Genomic DNA, 19872 nt, shown 5'->3' on the forward strand with positions numbered 1-19872 from the left:
GCACTCTCGCCCGTCGGCGTTCACGGCCCGGGGGTCGTGAACCCCCGGCGGGGGAAGGCTGCGGAACGGAGCAGGACGGGCGCCTAGGCGGCGGGCTTGCTCGCGGCGGAACCCGAGGAGCCACCGGATGAACCGGAGGAACCCGATCCGCTCTTGACCCCCGAGGAATCCGAGCCGCTCGACCCCGAGGACGCGCCGTCGCTCTTGGCGCCGGACGAGGAGCTCTCGCTCTTGCCCTCGCCCTTCTTGGCTCCCGCCGAGGCGTTCGAGGAGGACGACGAGCCGCGGCTGTCGTTCCGGTAGAAACCGGATCCCTTGAAGACGATGCCGACCGCCGAGAACACCTTTTTCAGGCGTCCTTCGCAGCTCGGGCACTCGGTGAGCGCCTCGTCGGTGAACTTCTGCACCGCTTCGAGGCCCTCGCCGCATTGGGTGCACTGATACTGATAGGTCGGCACTTGCTCCTCCTGGCACTCTTCCCTGTGGAGTGCTAACGACGCTCCATGGTGCAGTATTCCGGCCGCTTAGTCCACTGCGACCCCTCCGCGGTGACCGGCGCCACGTGCCGGACCGCCTGCCTCGCGTCCGGTGGCGGTCTCCGCGAGGACCGCGCCGCGGGGCTCGGGGCGGGGATGCCGGCCGGGTCCGGCCGCGACCGGACGGCGGGCCGTGCCGGAGTCCGGGAGGGGCGTCAGCCGTCGGCGCAGCGCGACGACGATGAGCAGTGCCGGGGCGGTGCCCAGCAGCGGGACCAGGAAGCCGGCGGCCGGCCCGAGGGCGTCCGCGAACTGGCCGGCGGACGCGGCTCCGACCGCCTGGCCGAGGGCGACGGCGCCGGTCAGCCAGGTGAACGCCTCGGTCCGCGCGGTACTGGGCACCAGCCGTTCCACCAGGGTGAACCCGGTGATCAGCGCGGGTGCGACGGCGAGTCCGACGAAGAGCCCGGCGGCGCCGACGAACGGCAGCGCGCCGGTAGAGGCGGCGAACCACAGCGGGACGGTGAGCAGAGCGAGCGCCCCGTAGGCGTACGGCAGGCGGCGATGCGGGGCGGACCGCAGGGCGAGGACGCCGCAGAGGACGCCGGCGAGCATGTTGCCGCCTGCGAAGACCCCGTAGAGCAGACCGTTGGCGCCGGGCTGCCCGAGCGACTGGGTGAGGGCGCTGAGTGAGACCTGCATGCCGCCGAAGACGGAGCCGATCCCCAGGAAGGCCGCGACCAGCACCCCCACCCCCGGCACCGAGAGCGCCGAGGCGCGCGGGGCGTCGCCGGGCCGGACCCGGTGGGCGGGCGGTGCCGTGCGGATGCGGGTCGCGAAGAGCACGCCGCCCGCCACGGTCAGGGCCGCCTCCGCCGCCAGTCCGGCCGCCGGGTGGATGCCGGTGCACAGTGCGGTGGTCAGTACGGGGCCGACGACGAAGGTGAACTCGTCGGTCACCGACTCGAAGGCGGCGGCGGTCGGCATCAGCCGGGTACCGCCGAGCCGGTGCGCCCACCGGGCACGGACCATCGGGCCGACCTGCGGCACGGTCGCGCCGGTGGGCACGGCGGTGAGCACCAGCGCCCACAGCGGAGCGCCGGACAGGGCGAGCGCGGTCAGCGCTCCGACGGCGAGCGCGTGCAGCAGTGCGCCGGGCAGCAGGACGGCGCGTTGCCCGTAGCGGTCGGTGAGCCTGCCGGCCTGCGGCGCGAGCAGCGCCATGGCGACCCCGGCCGCGGCCGAGACGGTGCCGGCGGCGGCGAACGAGTCCTCCGTGTGCTGGACGAGCAGCACGATGCCGATGGTCAGCATCGCGAAGGGCTGCCGGGCCAGGAAGCCGGGGATCAGGAACGAGAAGGCGCCAGGGGTGCGCAGCAGCTCGCGGTAGCCGGGCTTGGGCGCCACGGCCGGGCCTTTCTGCCGCCTGGTAGCACCGCACGCCCCGGGCGGGGCGTGCGGTGCCGAGAGCTGTCCTCTCGCGCAGCGCCGCGGTCGGGGGAACACGACCGGGCGGCGGGCGCCAGCTCTGCGTCAGGCAGGGGTGGAGACGGATGGTGCGGTGCGGCGAAGGCCGACGAGCCCCGGGGCGGGTGCCGTTGCCGACCGCCCGTCGTGGCGGTGGCCCGATGTCCGGCCCCTCGGGAGGCACGGTCGGCGCCTCTTCGCTTCCAGTGTACCGGCTACCCGCTTCCTGGCAATCGAAGGCCCTGTGGCGCTCCCGGCCCCGCCGCCCAAGGTCTCAACCCGGCATGCGGCCCTCTGCCGCCACCGGCAGGGGCGCGCTGCGCGACGGGTGTCAGAGGTTGCGCTCGGCCTTGCGGGGGCGGTCCTCGCCTCCGGCGAGCCAGTCGGCCAGCTTGCCGCCGCGGCCGACGGCCAGTAGCCGCCGCTCGGTGGCGTCCCGGACCGGGTCGGTGGTGACCACGAGCAGTTCGTCGCCGCGGGCCAGGACCGTGGTGGGCAGCGGGACGAAGCTCCGGCCCGCCCGGACGACGAGGGTGACCGCGGCGCCCGGCGGCAGCCGCAGCTCGTTGATCTCGACTCCGTGCATCCGGGAGGCGTCCGGGATGGAGACGGAGAGCAGGTGGCCGCGAAGCCGCTCCAGCGGAGCGGACTCGATGTCCACGTCGGTGGTGGTGTCCCCGGCGAGGCGCAGGACGCGAGCCAGCCAGGGCAGGGTGGGCCCCTGCACCACGGTGAAGACGACGACCAGCACGAAGACGATGTTGAAGATCCGGTCGCTCGCCTCCACCCCGGAGACCATCGGGATGGTGGCGAGGACGATGGGCACGGCGCCGCGCAGGCCGGCCCAGGAGAGCAGGGCCTGGTCGCGCCAGGGCTGCCGGAAGGGCAGCAGGCAGACGATCACCGACAGCGGCCGGGCGACCAGGGTCAGGGCCAGCCCGACGAGGATGGCCGGCCAGAAGTCGGCCACCAGGTCGGCGGGGGTCACCAGCAGCCCGAGCAGGACGAACAGGCCGATCTGGGAGATCCAGGCCAGGCCGTCGGCGAAACCGCGGACCGCAGGCCGGTGCGGCAGCTTCGCGTTGCCCAGGATCAGCGCGGCGACGTAGACGGCGAGGAATCCGCTGCCCTGGGCGATCGCACCGCCGGCGTACGCGAGCACGCACAGGGCGAGCACCGCGATCGGGTAGAGGCCGGAGGCGGGGAGCGCCACCTGGCGCAGACCGGTCTCGCCGATCTTGCCCACCGCGAGTCCGACGCCCAGGCCGATGGCGAGTTGCAGGGCGATCTTGGCGAGGAGCAGGTACCAGGGGGCGGGCTCCTGCTCCAGCGCGGAGAAGGCCACCACGAGGATGACCACCGGGGCGTCGTTGAAGCCCGACTCGGCCTCCAGCATGCCGCTCAGCCGTTTCGGCAGCGGCACGGTGCGCAGCACCGAGAACACGGCCGCCGCGTCGGTGGAGGAGACGACCGCGCCCAGGATGAGCGCGGGCGGCCAGTCGAGTCCCACGAGGTAGTGCGCCGCCGCCGCGGTCACGACGACGCTGACCCCCACGCCCAATGTGGACAGCACGGCGGCGGCGGGGACGGCGGGCCGGATGTCCCGCCACTTCGTGGCCAGACCGCCCTCGGCCAGGATCATCACCAGCGCCGCGTACCCCAGGACCTGGGTGAGTTCGGCGTCGTCGAAGCTCAGGCCGAGCCCGTCCTGGCCCATGATGACGCCGATGCCGAGGTAGATGAGCAGGCTCGGCAGCCCCGTCCGCGACGAGAGCCGTACGGCGCCGACCGCCACGATGAGCACCAGGCCGGAGATGAGCATGAGTTGGTTGAGGCGGTCGACAGTCAGGGGCCGTTCCTTCCACTCGCAGCAACGCTCAGGCAGGGCACCGCGGGTGCGGGGGCGCTAAGAACGCGTAAAGATTCGTTGCCTAGACTAACAATTGCCCGCCGGGGCGTGCGCGCCGAGGGGCTGACGGGCGCTCGGAGCCACGGGTGGCGTACGACGGGCAACCGGGGCGGCCTAGAGTTGCTTCCGCACGGACCCGCGGACCGAGTTGGTCCCCACCTGCCCTAGGACAGCGATGCCCGCCAAGAAACGGCCCCGACGCGCCCGCCTGCTCGTGATCACAGTCGTGCTGCTTCTCGTGGCCGGGATCGGCGGCGGCACCTACTGGACCCTCAGCACCGTTCGCGATTCGTTCCCGCAGACGACCGGCTCGGTGAAGCTCGACGGCCTGAAGGGCACGGTCAACGTCGAACGCGACGGGAACGGGATCCCGCAGATCTACGCGGGCGACGCCGAGGACCTGTTCATGGCCCAGGGGTACGTGCAGGCCCAGGACCGCTTCTGGGAGATGGACGTGCGGCGCCACACCACCTCGGGCCGGCTGTCCGAGATGTTCGGCGAGAGCCAGGTGGAGACGGACGCCTTCCTGCGCACCCTGGGCTGGCACGAGGTCGCCGAGGAGGAGTACGAGAACGAACTCTCCGAGGAGACCAGGAGCTACCTCCAGGCATACGCGGCCGGTGTGAACTCCTACCTGGAGAACCACGAGGGCTCCGGAGCCTCCGTGGAGTACGCGGCGCTCGGGCTGGTGAACGGCGACTACGAGCCGGAGCCCTGGACGCCCGTCGACTCGGTGGCCTGGCTCAAGGCGATGGCCTGGGACCTGCGGGGCAACCTGCGCGACGAGATCGACCGGTCGCTGATGTCGAGCCGGCTCACCGAGGAGCAGGTCGAGGACCTCTACCCGGGCTACCCCTACGACCGGAACCGGCCGATCGTGGACAGCGGCGCGGTGGTCCCGGGCACGGAGACCTTCGACCCGGACGCCGAACCCGTGGAGGAGGGCGAGGAGCCGGCCGGCCAGGGAGTCGAGGGCGTGCAGACCCAACTCGCCGGTCTCGCCGAGTCGCTGGACGCCCTGCCCGCTCTCCTCGGTCCCAACGGCAGCGGTATCGGCTCCAACTCCTGGGTGGTCGGCGGACAGCACACCACCAGCGGAAAGCCCCTGCTGGCCAACGACCCGCACCTGGCGCCGCAACTGCCCTCCGTCTGGTACCAGATGGGCCTGCACTGCACCCAGGTCAGCCAGAAGTGTCCCTTCGACGTCTCCGGGTTCACCTTCTCCGGGATGCCGGGCGTGGTGATCGGGCACAACCAGGACATCTCCTGGGGCCTGACCAACCTGGGCGCCGACGTGACCGACCTCTACCTGGAGAAGATCCAGGACGGGAAGTACCTCTCCGGCGGGGAGTTCGTCCCCTACGAGACCCGCAAGGAGACCATCGAGGTCGCCGGCGGCCGGAACCGCGAGTTCACCGTCCGTTCCACCGGCAACGGGCCGGTCGTCTCCGACCGCAGCACCGAACTCGGCAGAGTCGGGGACAGTGCGCCCGTGCAGGGCTCGGCACCGGATCGCGGCAACGGCTACGCGGTGTCCCTGCGCTGGACGGCCCTTCAGGCGGGCCGCACCATGGAGGCGGTCTTCGACCTGAACCAGGCGTCCGACTTCGAGGAGTTCCAGGCCGCGGCCGGCAAGTTCGAGGTGCCCTCGCAGAACCTCGTCTACGCCGACACCGAGGGCAACATCGGCTACCAGGCGCCGGGCCGCATCCCGGTCCGGGGCAAGGGCGACGGCCGCTACCCGGCCCCCGGTTGGGACCCGGAGTACCGCTGGACGGGCTGGGTCCCGGAGTCGGCGCTGCCGAACGAGTACAACCCGGAACGCGGCTACATCGTCACCGCCAACCAGGCCGTCGTCGACCAGCGGACCTACCCGTACCTGCTGACCGAGGACTGGAGCTACGGCACCCGCAGCCAGCGGATCAACGACCTGATCCAGTCGAAGATCAAGGACGGCGGGAAGATCTCGATGGACGACACGCAGACGATGCAGACCGACAGCAGCAGTGAGATCGCCAAGGTGCTGGTGCCGTACCTGCTGAAGATCGACATCGACGACCCGTACGTCCGCGAGGCGCAGCAGCTCCTGGAGGGCTGGGACTACTCGCAGTCCGCCGACTCCGCTGCGGCGGCCTACTTCAACGGTGTCTGGAGCAACCTGCTCCAACTCGCCTTCGGCAACAAGCTGCCCAAGGAACTCCGGGTCGAGGGGCAGTGCCTGCGGGTCCGGCCCGCTGACGACTCCGGTCCGCTGGAGGACCTCGACGGTACGGCCCGCACGGTCCGCGAGTGCGGCGTGCGCAGCCGCGACACGGCGCAGCCGGACGGTGGCGACCGCTGGGCCGAGGTGGTGCGCGGTCTGCTGGAGGAGCCGGAGAGCGAGTGGTGGCAGGCGCGCGGCGACCGGGAGAACCCGAACGCGGACACCCGGGACGAGTTGCTGGCCAGGGCGATGAAGGAAGCGCGCTGGGAGCTGACCACCAAGCTCGGCAAGAACATCGACACCTGGAGCTGGGGGCGGCTGCACCGGTTGATGCTGAACAACCAGACGCTCGGCGAGTCGGGCCCGGGTCTGGTGCAGCGGATGCTCAACCGTGGTCCGTGGGAGCTGGCCGGCGGCAAGGACGCGGTGAACGCCACTGGCTGGAACGCGGCCGGCGGCTACGGGGTGACCTGGGTACCGTCGATGCGGATGGTGGTCAACATGGACGACCTGGACGAGTCCCGATGGATCAACCTGACCGGCGCCTCCGGTCACGCCTTCAACGAGCACTACACCGACCAGACCGCGCTGTGGGCGAAGGGCGAGTTGCTGCCCTGGGCGTTCAGCCGGGAGGCGGTCGAGGAGAGCACCGAGCACACGATGGCCCTGACGCCCTGAGGGGGCGTGCGAACTCCGCACCCCGGGCGGGGTGGCGGGAGCCCGGCGTGCGGAACCTTCCGTACGCCGGGCTCCCCGGCGTACGGTCCGTGTACGCGGGCCGGGGGAGTGCGCACCCGGGGAGCAGCGTCGCCCCGTCGCCCGCCGGTCCGCGAGGGTCACCCCTCCGGCGTCGTGGCGCGGCCCGGGGTCGGTGGGGCCGTCGCAGCGAAGCGGGTGACGCCCTCCGGGGTGACGGCCGCGTCCACTCGCCGGTCGTGCGACTCGGCCGGCACCCGGGGCAGCATCTCCCCGCTGTGCAGCAGCACGACCAGCGCCGGCCGGGCCCCCTCCCGCGCCAGCCGGGCCAGCACCCGGTCGTAACTGCCGCCGCCGCGGCCCAGCCGCAGGCCCGTCGGATCCACCGCCAGCCCCGGCAGCAGCACCGCCTCCGCGGTGAGCACCGCCTCAGGGCCGAGCGGGCGGCCGGCCGGTTCCCGCAGCCCGCGTCCCGCCGGACGCAACCGCTCCGGACCCTCGTACTCCGCCCAGTCCAGGTCGTCGTCGGGCAGCAGCACCGGCAGCAGTACCCGGGCGCCCCGGGCCCGCAGGGCGTCCAGCAGCGCCCCGGTGCCGGGCTCCGCGCCGACCGAGACGTAGCCGGCGACCGTACGGGCCCGCGCGAGATCCGGGAGGGACAGCGCCCGCTGGGCCAGGACGGGACCCGCGGCGGCGAGCCGCTCGGCAGGCATCGCGGACCTCGCCCGCAGCAGGCTCCGGCGCAGCGCTGACTTGCTCTCGGGGCCGCTCACTGTGCGTGTCCTCTCTGCTGTGTCCGCATACCGCAACAGACCAGTAGGATCATTGTCTTCCGGGCGAAGTCAGCGGTTATGGTGCGCTCATGACTCGCTCGCACACTCGGATCCTCAAGGCTGTCATCCCCGCTGCCGGCCTGGGCACACGTTTCCTGCCCGCCACGAAGGCCACGCCGAAGGAGATGCTGCCGGTCGTCGACAAGCCCGCCATCCAGTATGTGGTGGAGGAGGCGGTGGACGCGGGCCTTTCCGACGTGCTCATGATCACCGGTCGTAACAAGCGCCCGCTGGAGGACCACTTCGACCGGAACTACGAACTGGAACAGGTGCTGCGGAGCAAGGGCGACGACACCAAGCTGCGCAAGGCGCAGGAGTCCAGCGACCTCGCCACCATGCACTACGTCCGCCAGGGGGACCCCCGTGGACTGGGTCACGCCGTGCTGTGCGCCGCCCCGCACGTCGGCGACCAGCCCTTCGCCGTCCTCCTCGGCGACGACCTGATCGACCCCCGCGACCCGCTGCTCCAGCGCATGATCGAGGTGCAGCAGGAGTTCGGCGGCAGCGTGATCGCGCTGATGGAGGTCGACCCGGACACCATCCACCTCTACGGCTGCGCCGCCGCCCGCGCCACCGGGCAGGACGACGTCGTGGAGGTCTCCGACCTGGTGGAGAAGCCGGACGCGGCGGTCGCGCCCAGCAACCTCGCCATCATCGGCCGCTACGTCCTGGACCCGTCCGTCTTCGAGGTGCTCGCGAAGACCGCGCCGGGCCGCGGCGACGAGATCCAGCTCACCGACGCGCTCCAGACCCTCGCCGCCGACCCCTCCCTCGGAGGGCCGGTGCACGGCGTCGTCTTCCGCGGCCGCCGCTACGACACCGGCGACCGCTCCGACTACCTGCGTGCCATCGTCAGGCTGGCATGCGAGCGTGAGGACCTGGGCCCGGACTTCCGGACCTGGCTGCGCGGATACGTGAACGAGGAGCTGTGAGGCGTTGAGCGAGACCTGGTCGGTCGACGAGCACCTGGCCGACATCCTGGCGGCGGTGCGCCCGCTGGAGCCGATCGAACTGCCGCTCCTGGACGCGCAGGGCTGCGTCCTCGTCGGGGACGTCACCGTGCCGGCCGCGCTCCCGCCCTTCGACAACAGCTCGATGGACGGATACGCCGTCCGGGTCGTCGACACGGCCGGCGCGGGCGAGGAGTTCCCGGCGGTGCTCACCGTCGTCGGGGACGTCGCCGCGGGCGCCGCCGGGGAGCTCGCCGTCGGACCCGGCCAGGCCGCCCGCATCATGACCGGCGCGCCGCTGCCGCCCGGCGCCGAGGCCGTCGTCCCCGTCGAGTGGACGGACAGCGGGACCGGCTCCGGCCGCGCGACGAGCATGGCCGCGCACCGCGACGACCCCTCCGGCGCGAGCGGCGAGGTCCGCGTCCACCGGCCGGTCGAGGCCGGACGGCACGTGCGCGCCCGGGGGAGCGACGTCCCCGCCGGCAGCCTGGCGCTGCGCGGCGGCACCGTCCTGGGACCGCCGCAGATCGGCCTGCTCGCCGCGATCGGCTGCGGGACGGTCCTCGTCCGGCCCCGGCCGCGGGTCGTGGTGCTCTCCACCGGCAGCGAACTCGTCGCGCCCGGCCAGCCGCTGGGCCCCGGGCAGATCCACGACTCCAACAGCTACGTCCTGACGGCCGCGGCCCGTGCGGCGGGCGCACTCGCCTACCGGGTGGGTGCGGTGGCCGACGACGCCGAGACCCTGCGCGCCACCGTGGAGGACCAGCTCATCCGCGCCGACGTGCTCGTCACCAGCGGCGGAGTCAGCGTCGGCGCCTACGACGTGGTGAAGGAGGCGCTGGGCGCCGACGCCTCGTTCCGGTCCGCCGGCGGCGGCGACACCCCGGAGGGGCCGGGGGACGTCATCCGGTCCGGCGGGGTGGACTTCCGCCGCGTCGCCATGCAGCCCGGCAAGCCGCAGGGTTTCGGCGTCATCGGGGAGGAGCGCACCCCGCTGCTCGCCCTGCCCGGCAACCCGGTCAGTTCCTACGTCTCCTTCGAGCTGTTCGTGCGCCCGGTGATCCGTACCCTCATGGGCTGCGACCCCGTCCACCGCCCGCACGTCCGCGCCCGCCTCGCGGCGGACGAGCCGCTCACCTCGCCGTCCGGGCGCCGCCAGTACCTCCGCGGCAGCTACCTCCCGCCGGCTGACGGTGAGACGACGGGCACCGTCCGGCCCGTCGGGGGCGCGGGTTCGCACCTGGTCGCGGCACTGGCACGGGCGGACGCGCTGCTCGTCGTCCCGGAGGACACCACCGAGGTCGCCCCCGGGACCGTGCTCGACGTCGTCCCGCTGGGCTGAACCCGCCGCGCGCCGGTGGCTGTCCCGCCACGGGGCCGCCACCGGCCGTCCGCCACCGTGGCCCGGTACGGTGTCGGGTCATGAACAGTCGGCACCTCACCCATATCGACGAAACCGGCGCCGCCCGGATGGTCGACGTCTCGGCCAAGAACGTCACCGCGCGCACCGCCACGGCCACCGGACGCGTGCTGGTCGCCCCGCGGGTCGTCGAACTGCTCCGCGGCGAGGCCGACGAGCAGCTCCCCAAGGGGGACGCCCTGGCCGTCGCCCGGGTCGCCGGGATCATGGGAGCGAAGAAGACCCCGGAACTCGTCCCCCTCTGTCACCCGCTGGCGCTGTCCGGCGTCGAGCTTGACCTCGCCGTCGCCGACGACGCCGTGCTGATCACCGCCACCGTCCGCACCACCGACCGGACCGGGGTGGAGATGGAGGCGCTCACCGCGGTCACCGTGGCGGCCCTGACCGTGGTCGACATGGTGAAGGCGGTGGACAAGGGCGCGGTGATCACCGACGTGCGGGTCGAGGAGAAGACCGGCGGCCGCTCCGGCGTCTGGAACCGGGCGTGACCGCCGGACCCGGACCGGGCGCGGAGGACGGCGCACACGCGGGCTCCGCGCCGAGTGCGGGGCGGGCGCTCGCGGTCACGGTCTCCAACCGCGCCGCGGCGGGCGTCTACGCCGACACCGGCGGACCGCTGCTGGTCGCGGGGCTGCGCGCGATGGGTTTCGAGACCGACGGCCCCGTCGTGGTGCCCGACGGCGAGTCGGTCGCGCAGGCGCTCCGCGAGGCGGTGGGGGCCGGTTACGACGCGGTGCTGACGACCGGTGGCACCGGTGTGTCCCCGATGGATCTGACGCCGGAGATGACCCGCCGGGTGCTGGACCTGGAGATCCCCGGCATCCCCGAGGCGATCCGGGCCGCGGGGCTGCGCAAGGTGGCCACCGCGGCGCTCTCCCGAGGGCTCGCGGGGGTCGCCGGACGTACCCTGGTGGTGAACCTGCCCGGTTCCAGCGGTGGGGTGAAGGACGGTCTGGAGGTCCTTGGCGAGCTGCTCCCGCACGCCGTCGACCAACTGCGCGGCGGCGACCACGCCCGCACGGACGTTCTCGCGCCGGACGTGTCCGCGCCGGGGGACCCCTCACCGGGTGCTCCCGCACCGGGGGACCCCGCGTCGGACACCCCCGGAAGGGACACGCACTGAACGCCGTATGGCCGGTCGAGCTGACGGACCGTGACACGACCCTCCGCCCGATAAGGCTGCGCGACCACCGGGTCTGGCGGGAGGTCAACCAGCGCAACCGGGAGTGGCTGCGCCCCTGGGAGGCCACCATCCCCCCGGCACCACCCGGCCACCTCCCGCCGCAGCGCCCCACCTACCGGCAGATGGTCCGGCACCTGCGGACCGAGGCGCAGGCCGGCCGGATGCTCCCGTTCGTCATCGTGCACCAGGGACGCCTGGTCGGTCAGCTCACCGTCGCCGGGATCACCTGGGGCTCCATGTGCTCCGCCCACCTCGGCTACTGGATCGACCGCGCGGTGGCGGGCCGGGGCGTCACCCCTACGGCGGTCGCGCTCGCCGTGGACCACTGCTTCCGGGCGGTCGGCCTCCACCGGATCGAGGTCTGCGTCCGCCCGGAGAACGGCCCGAGCCGGCGGGTGGTGGAGAAGCTCGGATTCCGCGAGGAGGGCATGCGGCCTGGCTATCTGCACATTGACGGGGCCTGGCGGGACCACCTGGTTTTCGCCCTGACCGCGGAGGAAGTACCGCAGGGCCTGCTCGCCGGATGGCGGCGGACCAGTCCGGGAACCTCCTTCGAATAGGAAATGTGTTCGAATTAGCTCTCTCCGCCGGTTCCTGGCGTTCATCGAATGAGTACATGAGCGCTTCGGTGACTCGGCAGTCACAAAAAAGTCCGGGAAATCAGTCGGATCGTGCGACACGCCGACTCAATTGGCGGATGCGTTCGCCAAAACCCCTCTACCGTGTGAGACGTGAGCAGCAGCGGCCTCATCTATGCAGTCATCGTCGGGGCCTGGGCCGCCTACCTGGTACCAATGTGGCTCCGTCGGCAGGACGAGCTGAACGACTCCCGTCCGACGGAGCGCTTCAGTACCGCCATCCGGTTGCTTTCCGGCCGGGCGGCGATGGAACGGCGCCATGCCAAGGAGCGGGAGGCGCGGGAGGGAACTCCCGGACCCACCGCCGACGATGACGCAGCCGGTGACCCGGACGCCGCGGCCGAGGAGGCCGCCGCCCGGGATTCCGGCGATCCCGCACCCGTCCCGTCCGGCGCCGGACGTCCGGCCCCGGCCGTGGACCCGGCCGCGCCCACCGAGGTGCAGCAGCACTCCCGGGCCGCAGCGACGTCCGAGCGCGGCAAGCGCGCCAAGGTCCTTGCCCGTCGGCGCCGCACCACGACGGTGCTCTTCCTCGCCTTCACGTTCGGCGCGGTCATCGCGGGCGTCGGCGGTGTCCGCTTCCTGTGGGCGCCCGGGATCCCGGCGGTGCTGCTGAGCGGCTACATCGTCTACCTCCGGGCGCAGGAGCGCCGCAGGTTCGCCGTGCGCCTGGACCGCGGCGGGGCGGAGGCCGCCGCCCGGCGGCTGCACGAGCGCCGCCGCCCGGAGCGGAAGGCACCCGCCGCCGCCGACCCGGCCCCCCCCGACCGCGGCACGCCCGGACACGGCACGCCGGCCGAGGACCGCCGGGCGCTCGTCGAGCAGACCGACCACGCCGAGTGGATCGACCAGCAGCGTGAACGCGGGCGTGACCCGCAGGGTGACGGCTGGGACCCCGTCCCGGTGCCGCTGCCGACCTACGTCAACGCCCCGGTCGCGGCCCGCACCGCGTCGGGTGTGGACCTGGACGCCTCGGACATCTGGAGCTCGGCCCGTTCCACCGCCTCGGACCCGGCCACCGGCCGCAACCGCGTTGATCCCCAGCCGCAGCCCCAGCTGCGCTCCGGAGGCCCCCCCGAGGCCGTCCCGGACGCCGTCGCACCCACCCCGCACGCCGGTCGCCGCGGTCGGCGCCGCGCGCCCACCCCACTCTTCGACCAGTACGCCGAGCAGGAGCGGCGCCGTGCCGCGAACGAATGAACCGGCCCCCGTGAGCAGCACGGCAACGGATTTTCGTGCACCGCGACCGGGGTGCTAGAGTTTCACTCGTTCCAAGGGCCTGTGGCGCAGTTGGTAGCGCACCTCGTTCGCAACGAGGGGGTCAGGGGTTCGAATCCCCTCAGGTCCACCCCGCGCACAAGGCTCGAACCCTTGCCAACAGAATCGTTGGCTGGGGTTCGGGCCTTGTCGGCGTTCTGAGCCCAGTTGAGAGCGTTGGCGTTGACCTCGGAGTCGAGCAGCATCTCGAGGGGTCGGTTGTTCTCGACGCGTAGCTCGTCTTCGTCGATGTAGACCTTGGTGAAGAAGGCCTGGTTGCACAACCGCCGGTTGGCGTCGTCACACCGGCTGTAGATGTCGGCGCAATCGGTGAGCAGGTTCAGCGCATCATCGAGGTGGGTGCGGGCGTCGGCATAGTCGCCGTGATGGGCGCCTATGCGCCGGTTGACGCTGTCGAGTTCGCCGAGGATGCGGTCCTGTTCCCGTCTCAGTACCGGCAGCGGGATCGCGTCGGCGTAGTGGGCTTGCATGAGCCGGTCTTGTTCGTGTTCGAGCCGGTCGCGGTGCTTGGTGAGGCGTTCGAGTTCGTCGGTCTCGGCGGCCATGAGCCGGTCGAACTCGTGATGCAGCATCCCCGACAGAGCATCGCGCTGGGCGGGGCTGATCTGCACGCGCGTGTAGTAGTCCTCGATCAGGTTCTCCACGTCTTCGATGAGCATCGCTTGGCGGGTGCAGTCGGTGCGTTTGGAGTGCCTGCCCGAGCACACGAAGTAGCAGTAGACCTTCCCGTGGCGGTTCTTGGCGTTGGACACGATGAGTCGGGACCCGCGTTGGCCGCAGTGGATGGTGCCTTTGAGGTAGTGGTCGTGGACCTGGGTGGCCTCGGCGGCGGTCTTGTGGGCGGTAGCACGGACTGGACCGGGTACCAGACCTCGGGTGGGACGAGGGCGGTGTGGGTGCCCTTGTAGCGGCTGCCGCGGTAGACGACATCGCCTTTGTAGTAGGGGTTGGTCAGCAGCCGGTGCACCGCGGACACCGCCAGCGCCTTGGCGGGCCGCTTCGGAGTGGGGACGCTGACCAGTCCGCGGGAGGTCAGCTCGTCGTGGAGCTGGCTGACGGTCCAGTTGCCGGAGGCGTAGGCCTTGAACGCCCACTCGATCAGCGGTGCGCGTTCGGGGTCGAGTTCGACGGTGCGGACCTCACGGCCTTGGTCGTCTCGGGTGCGGACGTTGAGGTAGCCGATGGGGGCCTTGCCGAGGGTGCCGCCGCCGATGGCTTTCTGGGTCATGCCTTTGGTGACCTCGGTGGCCAGGTTGCGGGAGTAGAACTCCGCGATGGTCGACATGATCCCGTGCAGCAGCATCCCCGAGGGAGTCTCGTCGATGTTCTCCGTGGCCGAGACCAGCAGCACGCCGGCCTGTTGGAGGGCGAGGTGGATGGTCACGTCGTCGGCGCGGGTGCGGGCGAGGCGGTCGACTTTGTGGACGATGCAGTACGCGACCTTGTTGACCTTGACGTATTGGATCATCCGCATCAGCTCGGGCCGGTCGGCGGACTTGGCCGAGGCTCCGGCGTCGACGAACTCCTCCACGATCGCTGCGCCGAGCTGGTCGGCCTTGCGTTGCACCGCCTCACGCTGGGCGGGAATGGAGAAGCCTTCGTCGGTCCCGCCCTTGGAGGCCTGCTCGCGAGTGGAGACCCGCAGGTAGGAGATCGCGACGGCCGTGCTGATCGGTGGCTCGATCAGACTGGCCGCCGGATCGGAAGCAGTAGTGGTGGTCATCGGGTCCTTCACTCTCACGCGGTTCGACCCTCGCGCTCCCAAGAACTGGGACGGGATGCTGATCGTGAGAGCAGCCATCAACGTGGCTGTAAGGCGAGACCCGACGGGGTCACCCTCCCTGACATCGTTGGGTGAGACGTTCCGGCGTGATCAGTTAGCCTGGGTGGACAGAACGAGCAGGAGATCACCCGTATGACCAGCACCAGCGGTCCCGGTGCCGATCCGGCGCCGACTTTGACTGGCTTTTCGCCGAACTCGCTGAGGAGGAGGGCTGAGCCGTGGCGGATGAAGATCAGCTTCACGCAGTCGTACGCGATGGGCATGTGATCGTTGTGCTGCGGGCAACGATCGGCCGGTAGCCGCGCGATGCCGCCGGGAGCGCTACGTGCTGGTCGCGCGTGCCCGGCGGCATGAGAGTTGTGGTGAGGTCAGATGCCGCGCTTCATGGCGCGGGTGGAGAACACCAGGCCTACGGCGGCGATCGCTGCGGCGGCGATGGTGCCGTAGAGGACCGTGGTGCTCAGGAAGTCGCCGATGAACAGGGACCGGGCGGCGTTGACGATGTAGGTGATGGGGTTGACTGTGGCGATCGCGCTGAGCCAGCCGGGTCCGGCGTCGACGGGGAGCAGGATGCCTGAGAGCAGCATGATCGGGAAGAGGAGCATCTGGGTGACGATCCAGAACAGGCTTCCGCTGGGCATCGAGGCGATGGCCAGGACGTAGGACAGGGCGGACAGTCCGGTGGCCATGATGATCAGCAGTGCCATGGTCACCAGGGCGCCGGGCAGGTGCAGGCTCATCCCCAACGGGATGGCGATGGCGGTGAGCAGGATCGCTTGGGCGAACAAGGTGACGGTGTCTTTGCCGGTGCGGCCGAGGATGATCGAGGTGCGGCTGATGGGGGTGGCGAGGAAGCGTTCCATTTGCCCGCCGTTGAGTTCGCTGAGCATGCTGTGACCAGCGGACAGCGGCCCCATGAGGCACATCATCACGAGGATGCCGGGCACGAACCACTGCCAGACGTCGCCGCCTCCTGCGCCCAGGTTGGCTCCGGTGCCGACGAGCATCGAGCCGAACAGGACCAGGAACAGCAGGGGCTGCCCCATGGCGAAGATGATGCTGATGGGTGAGCGGACCTCCGGCGTCATCTCGCGGGAGAACACGGTGGTGGTGTCGCGGATGAGCTTAGGCATGGGTGGCTCCGATCGGCTCGTCGGTGGTGGTGTCGCTGGCGTCGCCTGATTCTTCGAGCCGGCGTCCGGTGAGGTTCAGAAACACGTCGTCGAGGGAGGGGCGTCCGAGGGCGGCTCGGGTGACGGTGATGGATGCCTGGTCCAGGAGCCTGAGGAAGGCGGGCAGCGCGGTCTCGGCGTCGGCGATCCGTACTCGCACGTCCGCACCATCCGCGGTGACCTCGGAGGCACCGGGTATCTGACCGGCCATCCTTGTGGCGGCGCGAGCGGTATCGGCGTTCGGGGTCGTGACGCGCATCCAGTCACCGGCCAGGTCGGCTTTGAGGGCGTCTGCGGTGCCGTTGGCGATCACCTCGCCGTGGTCGACGATGACGATCCGCTCGGCCATGTGATCGGCCTCGTCGAGGTAGTGGGTGGTCAGCAGGATGGTGATGCCGTGCTCTCGGCGGAGGAGCTGTATCTGCTCCCACAGACCGGCACGGCTCTTCGGGTCCAGGCCGGTGGAGGGCTCGTCGAGGAAGAGCACTCTGGGGTTGTTGATCAGGCCCAGGGCGATGTCCACACGGCGTCGCTGACCGCCCGAGAGCGTGCCGGGCTGGCGGGTAGCCAGGTCGCTGATGCCCAGGACTTCCAGCACCTCATCGGTCCGGCCTCGGGCGCTGCGGGTCGCCAGTCCGTAGCAGCGGCCCTGGGTGATGAGTTCGTCGCGGATGCGGTGGTTCTCGCCAGAGGCGTTCTTCTGGCCGACATACCCGATCGACTCGCGCACCCGACCTGGGTACCGGGCCGCGTCGTGACCGGCGATGTGCACGCTCCCCGCCGTGGGCGGCAGGAGCGTCGTCAGCATCCGCAGCGTGGTCGACTTGCCAGCGCCGTTCGGCCCCAGCAGGGCCACCAGCTCCCCGGCAGCGACATCGAAGCTCACGTCGCGCACCGCCTCGATCGTCTCCTTGCCCGCCTTAAAGGTCTTGCGCAGCCCCTCGGCCCGGATCATCTGCTTTGCACTCATACTGCGGACTCTAGAACATCCAGAGTGGAACTACAAACCTCCATACCGGAGAGCTCGGACTCGTATGTGGATGTTGTTGATACCATGAAGAGATGAGCGCGAAGAACCGAACCGAACAAGCCATCGTCGCCGCTGCGGTGCGCACCTGGGCGAGTGAGCGGGGCGCGACCCTGCCGCAAATCGCGGAGGCGGCAGAGGTCGGTCGTACGACGCTGCATCGCTACTTCCCCGAACGGGACGGGCTGGTCCGCGCCGCCGTGGAGCACGCCCTGGAGGTCATCGGAGCCGCGATCGCCGAAGCCCAGCCCGAGACCGGTCGGTCGCTGGAGGCGATGCGCCGCGTGGTCACGGCCCTGGCTTCGGTCAGCGAGGCGATCATGTTCGTCTTCGGCGACCAGGCCCTGATGCGCGATGTCGTCCCCACTGCCGAGCCCGAGCTGCCCACCCCGCATGACCCGGTGATCGACCTCATCCGTCGCGGACAGGCCGAGGGAGTCTTCGACGACCAGCTCACCGCCGAGTGGATACAACAGGTTCTATGGGGCGTGGCCTATACCGCGTTCGAGCAGCTCGCCCAAGGAGCCCTGGCGAAGTTCGACGTCGCCGCCACCGTCACCCGCACCCTGGAACAGGGCATCACCGCTCACACGGACAAGACGACATGAGCGCCGCAATGGTCGCGGCCCCCGAGGGCGTCGGCACGGGGTGGGCGGTGGACTTCTGGCTCGACCCCGCCTGCCCCCTCACTCGCCACACCGCCCGCTGGATCACCCAGGTCGCCGATCACGTGCCGCTGGAGGTGCGGTGGAGGGTCATGAGTCTGTCGGTGCTCAACGAACACCGCGAAGACGACCCCGAAGACGATCCCCACGGCTACCTCTGGATACCCGCCCGCGTCGCGGCCGCCGTCCAGACCGAACACGGACACGACGCGCTCGGCACCTTCTACGACGTCCTCTGGACCGACCCCGACGGCACCGAACGCGAATGGAACGGCGACATCACCGAAGCCCTCCAACGTGCCGGCCTGCCCACTGAACTCGCCAACACCGGCACATCTACCGACTACGACACCGAGCTACGCGCCTCCCACCACGACGGCATAGACCGCATCGACGCCGAGATCGGCACCCCCGTCCTCGCAATCACCAACCCAGACGGAGCGCAGCACGCACTCTTCGGCCCCGTCCTCAGCGCCCTCCCGACCGCCGAGGATGCAATCCGCCTCTGGGAGGCGACGCTCCTGCTGACCAGCATCCCGACCTTCCGCGAGGTCAAACGCTGAGCGATGGGAGCCGGGCACTCGGCGAACCTGTTCAACCCTTCGGCGGATAGGGGTCCTTCTTGCCCACCGTGTCTGTGTTGCGCATCTGGTTGTTGTCCTTGCGGTGGTCGCGGACCTCGCCGCCTCCGCTTCGTTCGGCGAAACCGCGCGCAGCGTCGTGAGCCTCAGCCTGGATCCACAGGCATCAGGCCGGTGGATCCAGGCTCAGCTTCGCTGACCCCGGCGGCGGCCTCGGTGTCCAGGTGGATTTCCAGTTCCTCTTGGAAGGCAGACGCTCGTTTTCATTTCATCACGAACGTGGGGTACCACCCGCCACCTGTTCCCTCGCGCTCGTCCGAGCCACCGGAACGGGCGGGGGCGGAGTGAGCGAAACGTCCTCCTCGCGCCGGCGGCGGCAGGGGAAGGTACCCGCCTGACCGCATGCCGGACCCGCTCTTGAAGCGCCCCGTCCCTCGGTGCCTCCGGGTTCCGCCCCGGGCGCGCTTCCGTGCTCCGGGCGTCGGCGCGCTGGGCGGGTCGAAAAGGGGTGCGGGGGCGGGGGCCGACGCGGCGGCTTGCCATCGAGTGCGCTCCAGTTCCTAGGCTCGGTGCATGACTACTCCACAGCAGAGCATCGGTTCGGGATTCGGCGCGGAGACCGCGGCCGCGGAGGTCCTGCACGGCGTCGACCTCTCGGGGAAGCTGGCCGTCGTCACGGGCGGCTACTCCGGGCTGGGACTGGAGACCACTCGCGCACTCGCCTCTGCCGGGGCGTTCGTCGTGGTGCCGGCGCGGCGCCCCGACGCGGCGCGGGAAGCGATCCGGGGCCTGGACGGGGTGGAGGCCGCCGAGTTGGACCTCGCCGACCTGGAGGGCGTGCGCGGGTTCGCCGAGCGGTTCGTCGCCTCCGGCCGCCGGGTCGACATCCTGATCAACAGCGCGGGGGTCATGGCGTGTCCCGAGACGCGCGTCGGGCCGGGCTGGGAGGCGCAGTTCGCCACCAACCACCTGGGCCACTTCGCGCTCGTCAACCGGCTCCGCCCGGCCTTCGCGCCACAGGTGCGGGTGGTGTCGGTGTCGTCCCGGGGGCACTGGAACTCCGGTATCCGCTGGGACGACCCGCACTTCGAGCAGGGCTACGACAAGTGGCAGGCCTACGGACAGGCGAAGACGGCCAACGCGCTGTTCGCCGTGCGGCTGGACGCGCTCGGACGGGAGGACGGGGTGCGGGCGTTCTCGCTGCACCCGGGCGGCATCCTCACGCCGCTCCAGCGCCACCTACCGAAGGAGGAGATGGTCGCCGCGGGGTGGATCGACGAGGCCGGCAACCAGATCAACCCCCAATTCAAGACGCCCGAGCAGGGCGCGGCCACCCAGGTGTGGGCGGCCACTTCGCCGCAGTTGGCCGATCTGGGCGGGGTGTACTGCGAGGACTGCGAGATCGCCCCGATCGCCTGCGACGAGGACCCGGCCGCCGGCGGCGTCCGCCCGTACGCCGCCGACCCGGAGCAGGCGGCGCGGCTGTGGGCCCTCTCGGCCCGGCTGACCGGGGTGGACGCCTTCTCCACCGTCGGCTGACCGGCGGTACCGGCGTCGTCCGCCGCTCCCCGTGTCTGCGGGGGCGCGGGGG

18 protein-coding genes, 1 tRNA gene and 2 pseudogenes are annotated in these 19872 nt (G+C 71.2%); 12 read left to right on the forward strand and 9 right to left on the reverse strand.

Annotation, left to right across the window (positions count from 1 at the left end; all coding sequences use genetic code 11):
• Window positions 1–83: 83 nt before the first annotated feature.
• The 3 genes from H300_RS0109320 to H300_RS0109330 form a co-directional block, all read right to left on the reverse strand.
• Window positions 84–458, reverse strand: a complete 375-nt coding sequence (locus tag H300_RS0109320) for an FmdB family zinc ribbon protein (RefSeq protein WP_028427219.1) — start codon at window positions 456–458, stop codon at window positions 84–86.
• A gap of 66 nt (window positions 459–524) precedes the next feature.
• A complete protein-coding gene (locus H300_RS0109325) occupies window positions 525–1883 on the reverse strand; it encodes an MFS transporter (protein ID WP_028427220.1) in 1359 nt (452 codons plus the stop codon).
• Between the two features lie 391 nt (window positions 1884–2274).
• Window positions 2275–3765 carry a potassium/proton antiporter gene (locus H300_RS0109330; RefSeq protein ID WP_078515842.1) on the reverse strand — a complete coding sequence of 497 codons (1491 nt, stop codon included), beginning with the start codon at window positions 3763–3765 and terminating at the stop codon, window positions 2275–2277.
• A gap of 262 nt (window positions 3766–4027) precedes the next feature.
• Between H300_RS0109330 and H300_RS0109335 the strand changes: the two genes are divergently transcribed.
• Window positions 4028–6733, forward strand: coding sequence for a penicillin acylase family protein (locus H300_RS0109335; RefSeq protein WP_028427222.1), 2706 nt, complete (start codon window positions 4028–4030; stop codon window positions 6731–6733).
• 158 nt (window positions 6734–6891) lie between these two features.
• Here H300_RS0109335 and H300_RS0109340 read toward each other — a convergent pair whose 3' ends face one another.
• The gene (locus H300_RS0109340) at window positions 6892–7524 is read right to left on the reverse strand and encodes a 5-formyltetrahydrofolate cyclo-ligase (RefSeq protein ID WP_028427223.1); all 633 of its coding nucleotides are present in this window, start codon (window positions 7522–7524) and stop codon (window positions 6892–6894) included.
• 89 nt (window positions 7525–7613) lie between these two features.
• Between H300_RS0109340 and galU the strand changes: the two genes are divergently transcribed.
• From galU to H300_RS0109375, 7 genes are all read left to right on the forward strand, one after another.
• Window positions 7614–8516 (forward strand): UTP--glucose-1-phosphate uridylyltransferase GalU, encoded by a 903-nt coding sequence (galU, locus tag H300_RS0109345; RefSeq protein ID WP_028427224.1) that lies wholly within the window; start codon window positions 7614–7616, stop codon window positions 8514–8516.
• A 4-nt stretch (window positions 8517–8520) separates the two neighbouring features.
• Entirely contained in the window at window positions 8521–9876 is a 1356-nt protein-coding gene (gene glp, locus H300_RS0109350; RefSeq protein WP_028427225.1) for a molybdotransferase-like divisome protein Glp, read from the forward strand.
• Between the two features lie 80 nt (window positions 9877–9956).
• Window positions 9957–10442, forward strand: coding sequence for a cyclic pyranopterin monophosphate synthase MoaC (moaC, locus tag H300_RS0109355; RefSeq protein ID WP_028427226.1), 486 nt, complete (start codon window positions 9957–9959; stop codon window positions 10440–10442).
• Window positions 10439–11077 carry a MogA/MoaB family molybdenum cofactor biosynthesis protein gene (locus H300_RS25925; protein WP_051269829.1) on the forward strand — a complete coding sequence of 213 codons (639 nt, stop codon included), beginning with the start codon at window positions 10439–10441 and terminating at the stop codon, window positions 11075–11077. The genes moaC and H300_RS25925 overlap by 4 nt, the downstream gene beginning before the upstream one ends.
• Window positions 11074–11697, forward strand: a complete 624-nt coding sequence (locus H300_RS0109365) for a GNAT family N-acetyltransferase (RefSeq protein ID WP_028427227.1) — start codon at window positions 11074–11076, stop codon at window positions 11695–11697. The genes H300_RS25925 and H300_RS0109365 overlap by 4 nt, the downstream gene beginning before the upstream one ends.
• A 171-nt stretch (window positions 11698–11868) precedes the next feature.
• Entirely contained in the window at window positions 11869–12975 is a 1107-nt protein-coding gene (gene sepX, locus H300_RS0109370; protein ID WP_028427228.1) for a divisome protein SepX/GlpR, read from the forward strand.
• 75 nt (window positions 12976–13050) lie between these two features.
• Window positions 13051–13123: transfer RNA gene (locus tag H300_RS0109375), tRNA-Ala, on the forward strand.
• Window positions 13124–13733: 610 nt separating this feature from the next.
• Here the strand turns inward: H300_RS0109375 and H300_RS32305 are convergent.
• Window positions 13734–13805, reverse strand: a pseudogene (locus tag H300_RS32305) (hypothetical protein); the annotation flags it as partial.
• Between the two features lie 107 nt (window positions 13806–13912).
• Window positions 13913–14854: pseudogene (locus tag H300_RS0109380) on the reverse strand (recombinase family protein); the annotation flags it as partial.
• 114 nt (window positions 14855–14968) lie between these two features.
• Between H300_RS0109380 and H300_RS32310 the strand changes: the two are divergent.
• Window positions 14969–15103 carry a hypothetical protein gene (locus H300_RS32310; protein ID WP_486583673.1) on the forward strand — a complete coding sequence of 45 codons (135 nt, stop codon included), beginning with the start codon at window positions 14969–14971 and terminating at the stop codon, window positions 15101–15103.
• A 101-nt stretch (window positions 15104–15204) separates the two neighbouring features.
• Here H300_RS32310 and H300_RS0109390 read toward each other — a convergent pair whose 3' ends face one another.
• Complete coding sequence (locus tag H300_RS0109390) at window positions 15205–15969, reverse strand: ABC transporter permease (RefSeq protein ID WP_028427230.1); 765 nt, start codon at window positions 15967–15969, stop codon at window positions 15205–15207.
• Window positions 15962–16978: an ATP-binding cassette domain-containing protein gene (locus H300_RS0109395; RefSeq protein WP_486583674.1), complete on the reverse strand. Its 1017-nt coding sequence runs from the start codon at window positions 16976–16978 to the stop codon at window positions 15962–15964. The genes H300_RS0109390 and H300_RS0109395 overlap by 8 nt, the downstream gene beginning before the upstream one ends.
• 92 nt (window positions 16979–17070) lie before the next feature.
• Between H300_RS0109395 and H300_RS0109400 the strand changes: the two genes are divergently transcribed.
• Both H300_RS0109400 and H300_RS0109405 read left to right on the forward strand, forming a co-directional pair.
• Window positions 17071–17643, forward strand: a complete 573-nt coding sequence (locus H300_RS0109400; RefSeq protein ID WP_028427232.1) for a TetR/AcrR family transcriptional regulator — start codon at window positions 17071–17073, stop codon at window positions 17641–17643.
• Complete coding sequence (locus H300_RS0109405) at window positions 17640–18263, forward strand: mycothiol-dependent nitroreductase Rv2466c family protein (RefSeq protein WP_486583675.1); 624 nt, start codon at window positions 17640–17642, stop codon at window positions 18261–18263. Before H300_RS0109400 ends, H300_RS0109405 begins: the two co-directional genes overlap by 4 nt.
• Window positions 18264–18294: 31 nt before the next feature.
• On the opposite strand, the gene H300_RS29980 is transcribed toward H300_RS0109405, so the two are convergent.
• Entirely contained in the window at window positions 18295–18444 is a 150-nt protein-coding gene (locus tag H300_RS29980) for a DUF2188 domain-containing protein (RefSeq protein WP_199779163.1), read from the reverse strand.
• A 410-nt stretch (window positions 18445–18854) separates the two neighbouring features.
• Here H300_RS29980 and H300_RS0109410 point away from each other — a divergent pair, with 410 nt between their 5' ends.
• Entirely contained in the window at window positions 18855–19820 is a 966-nt protein-coding gene (locus tag H300_RS0109410) for an SDR family NAD(P)-dependent oxidoreductase (RefSeq protein WP_028427234.1), read from the forward strand.
• Window positions 19821–19872 lie beyond the last annotated feature (52 nt).

The organism is Streptomyces sp. TAA040 (genome assembly GCF_000424845.1).

Bases quoted from the DNA above. Each gene is read 5' to 3' on its own strand.
- galU (WP_028427224.1), top strand. From the start codon at position 7,614: ATGACTCGCTCGCACACTCGGATCCTCAAGGCTGTCATCCCCGCTGCC.
- H300_RS0109390 (WP_028427230.1), bottom strand. From the start codon at position 15,969: ATGCCTAAGCTCATCCGCGACACCACCACCGTGTTCTCCCGCGAGATG.
- H300_RS0109335 (WP_028427222.1), top strand. From the start codon at position 4,028: ATGCCCGCCAAGAAACGGCCCCGACGCGCCCGCCTGCTCGTGATCACA.
- H300_RS0109395 (WP_486583674.1), bottom strand. From the start codon at position 16,978: ATGAGTGCAAAGCAGATGATCCGGGCCGAGGGGCTGCGCAAGACCTTT.
- H300_RS0109400 (WP_028427232.1), top strand. From the start codon at position 17,071: ATGAGCGCGAAGAACCGAACCGAACAAGCCATCGTCGCCGCTGCGGTG.
- H300_RS32310 (WP_486583673.1), top strand. From the start codon at position 14,969: ATGACCAGCACCAGCGGTCCCGGTGCCGATCCGGCGCCGACTTTGACT.
- H300_RS0109405 (WP_486583675.1), top strand. From the start codon at position 17,640: ATGAGCGCCGCAATGGTCGCGGCCCCCGAGGGCGTCGGCACGGGGTGG.
- H300_RS0109330 (WP_078515842.1), bottom strand. From the start codon at position 3,765: ATGCTCATCTCCGGCCTGGTGCTCATCGTGGCGGTCGGCGCCGTACGG.
- moaC (WP_028427226.1), top strand. From the start codon at position 9,957: ATGAACAGTCGGCACCTCACCCATATCGACGAAACCGGCGCCGCCCGG.
- H300_RS0109410 (WP_028427234.1), top strand. From the start codon at position 18,855: ATGACTACTCCACAGCAGAGCATCGGTTCGGGATTCGGCGCGGAGACC.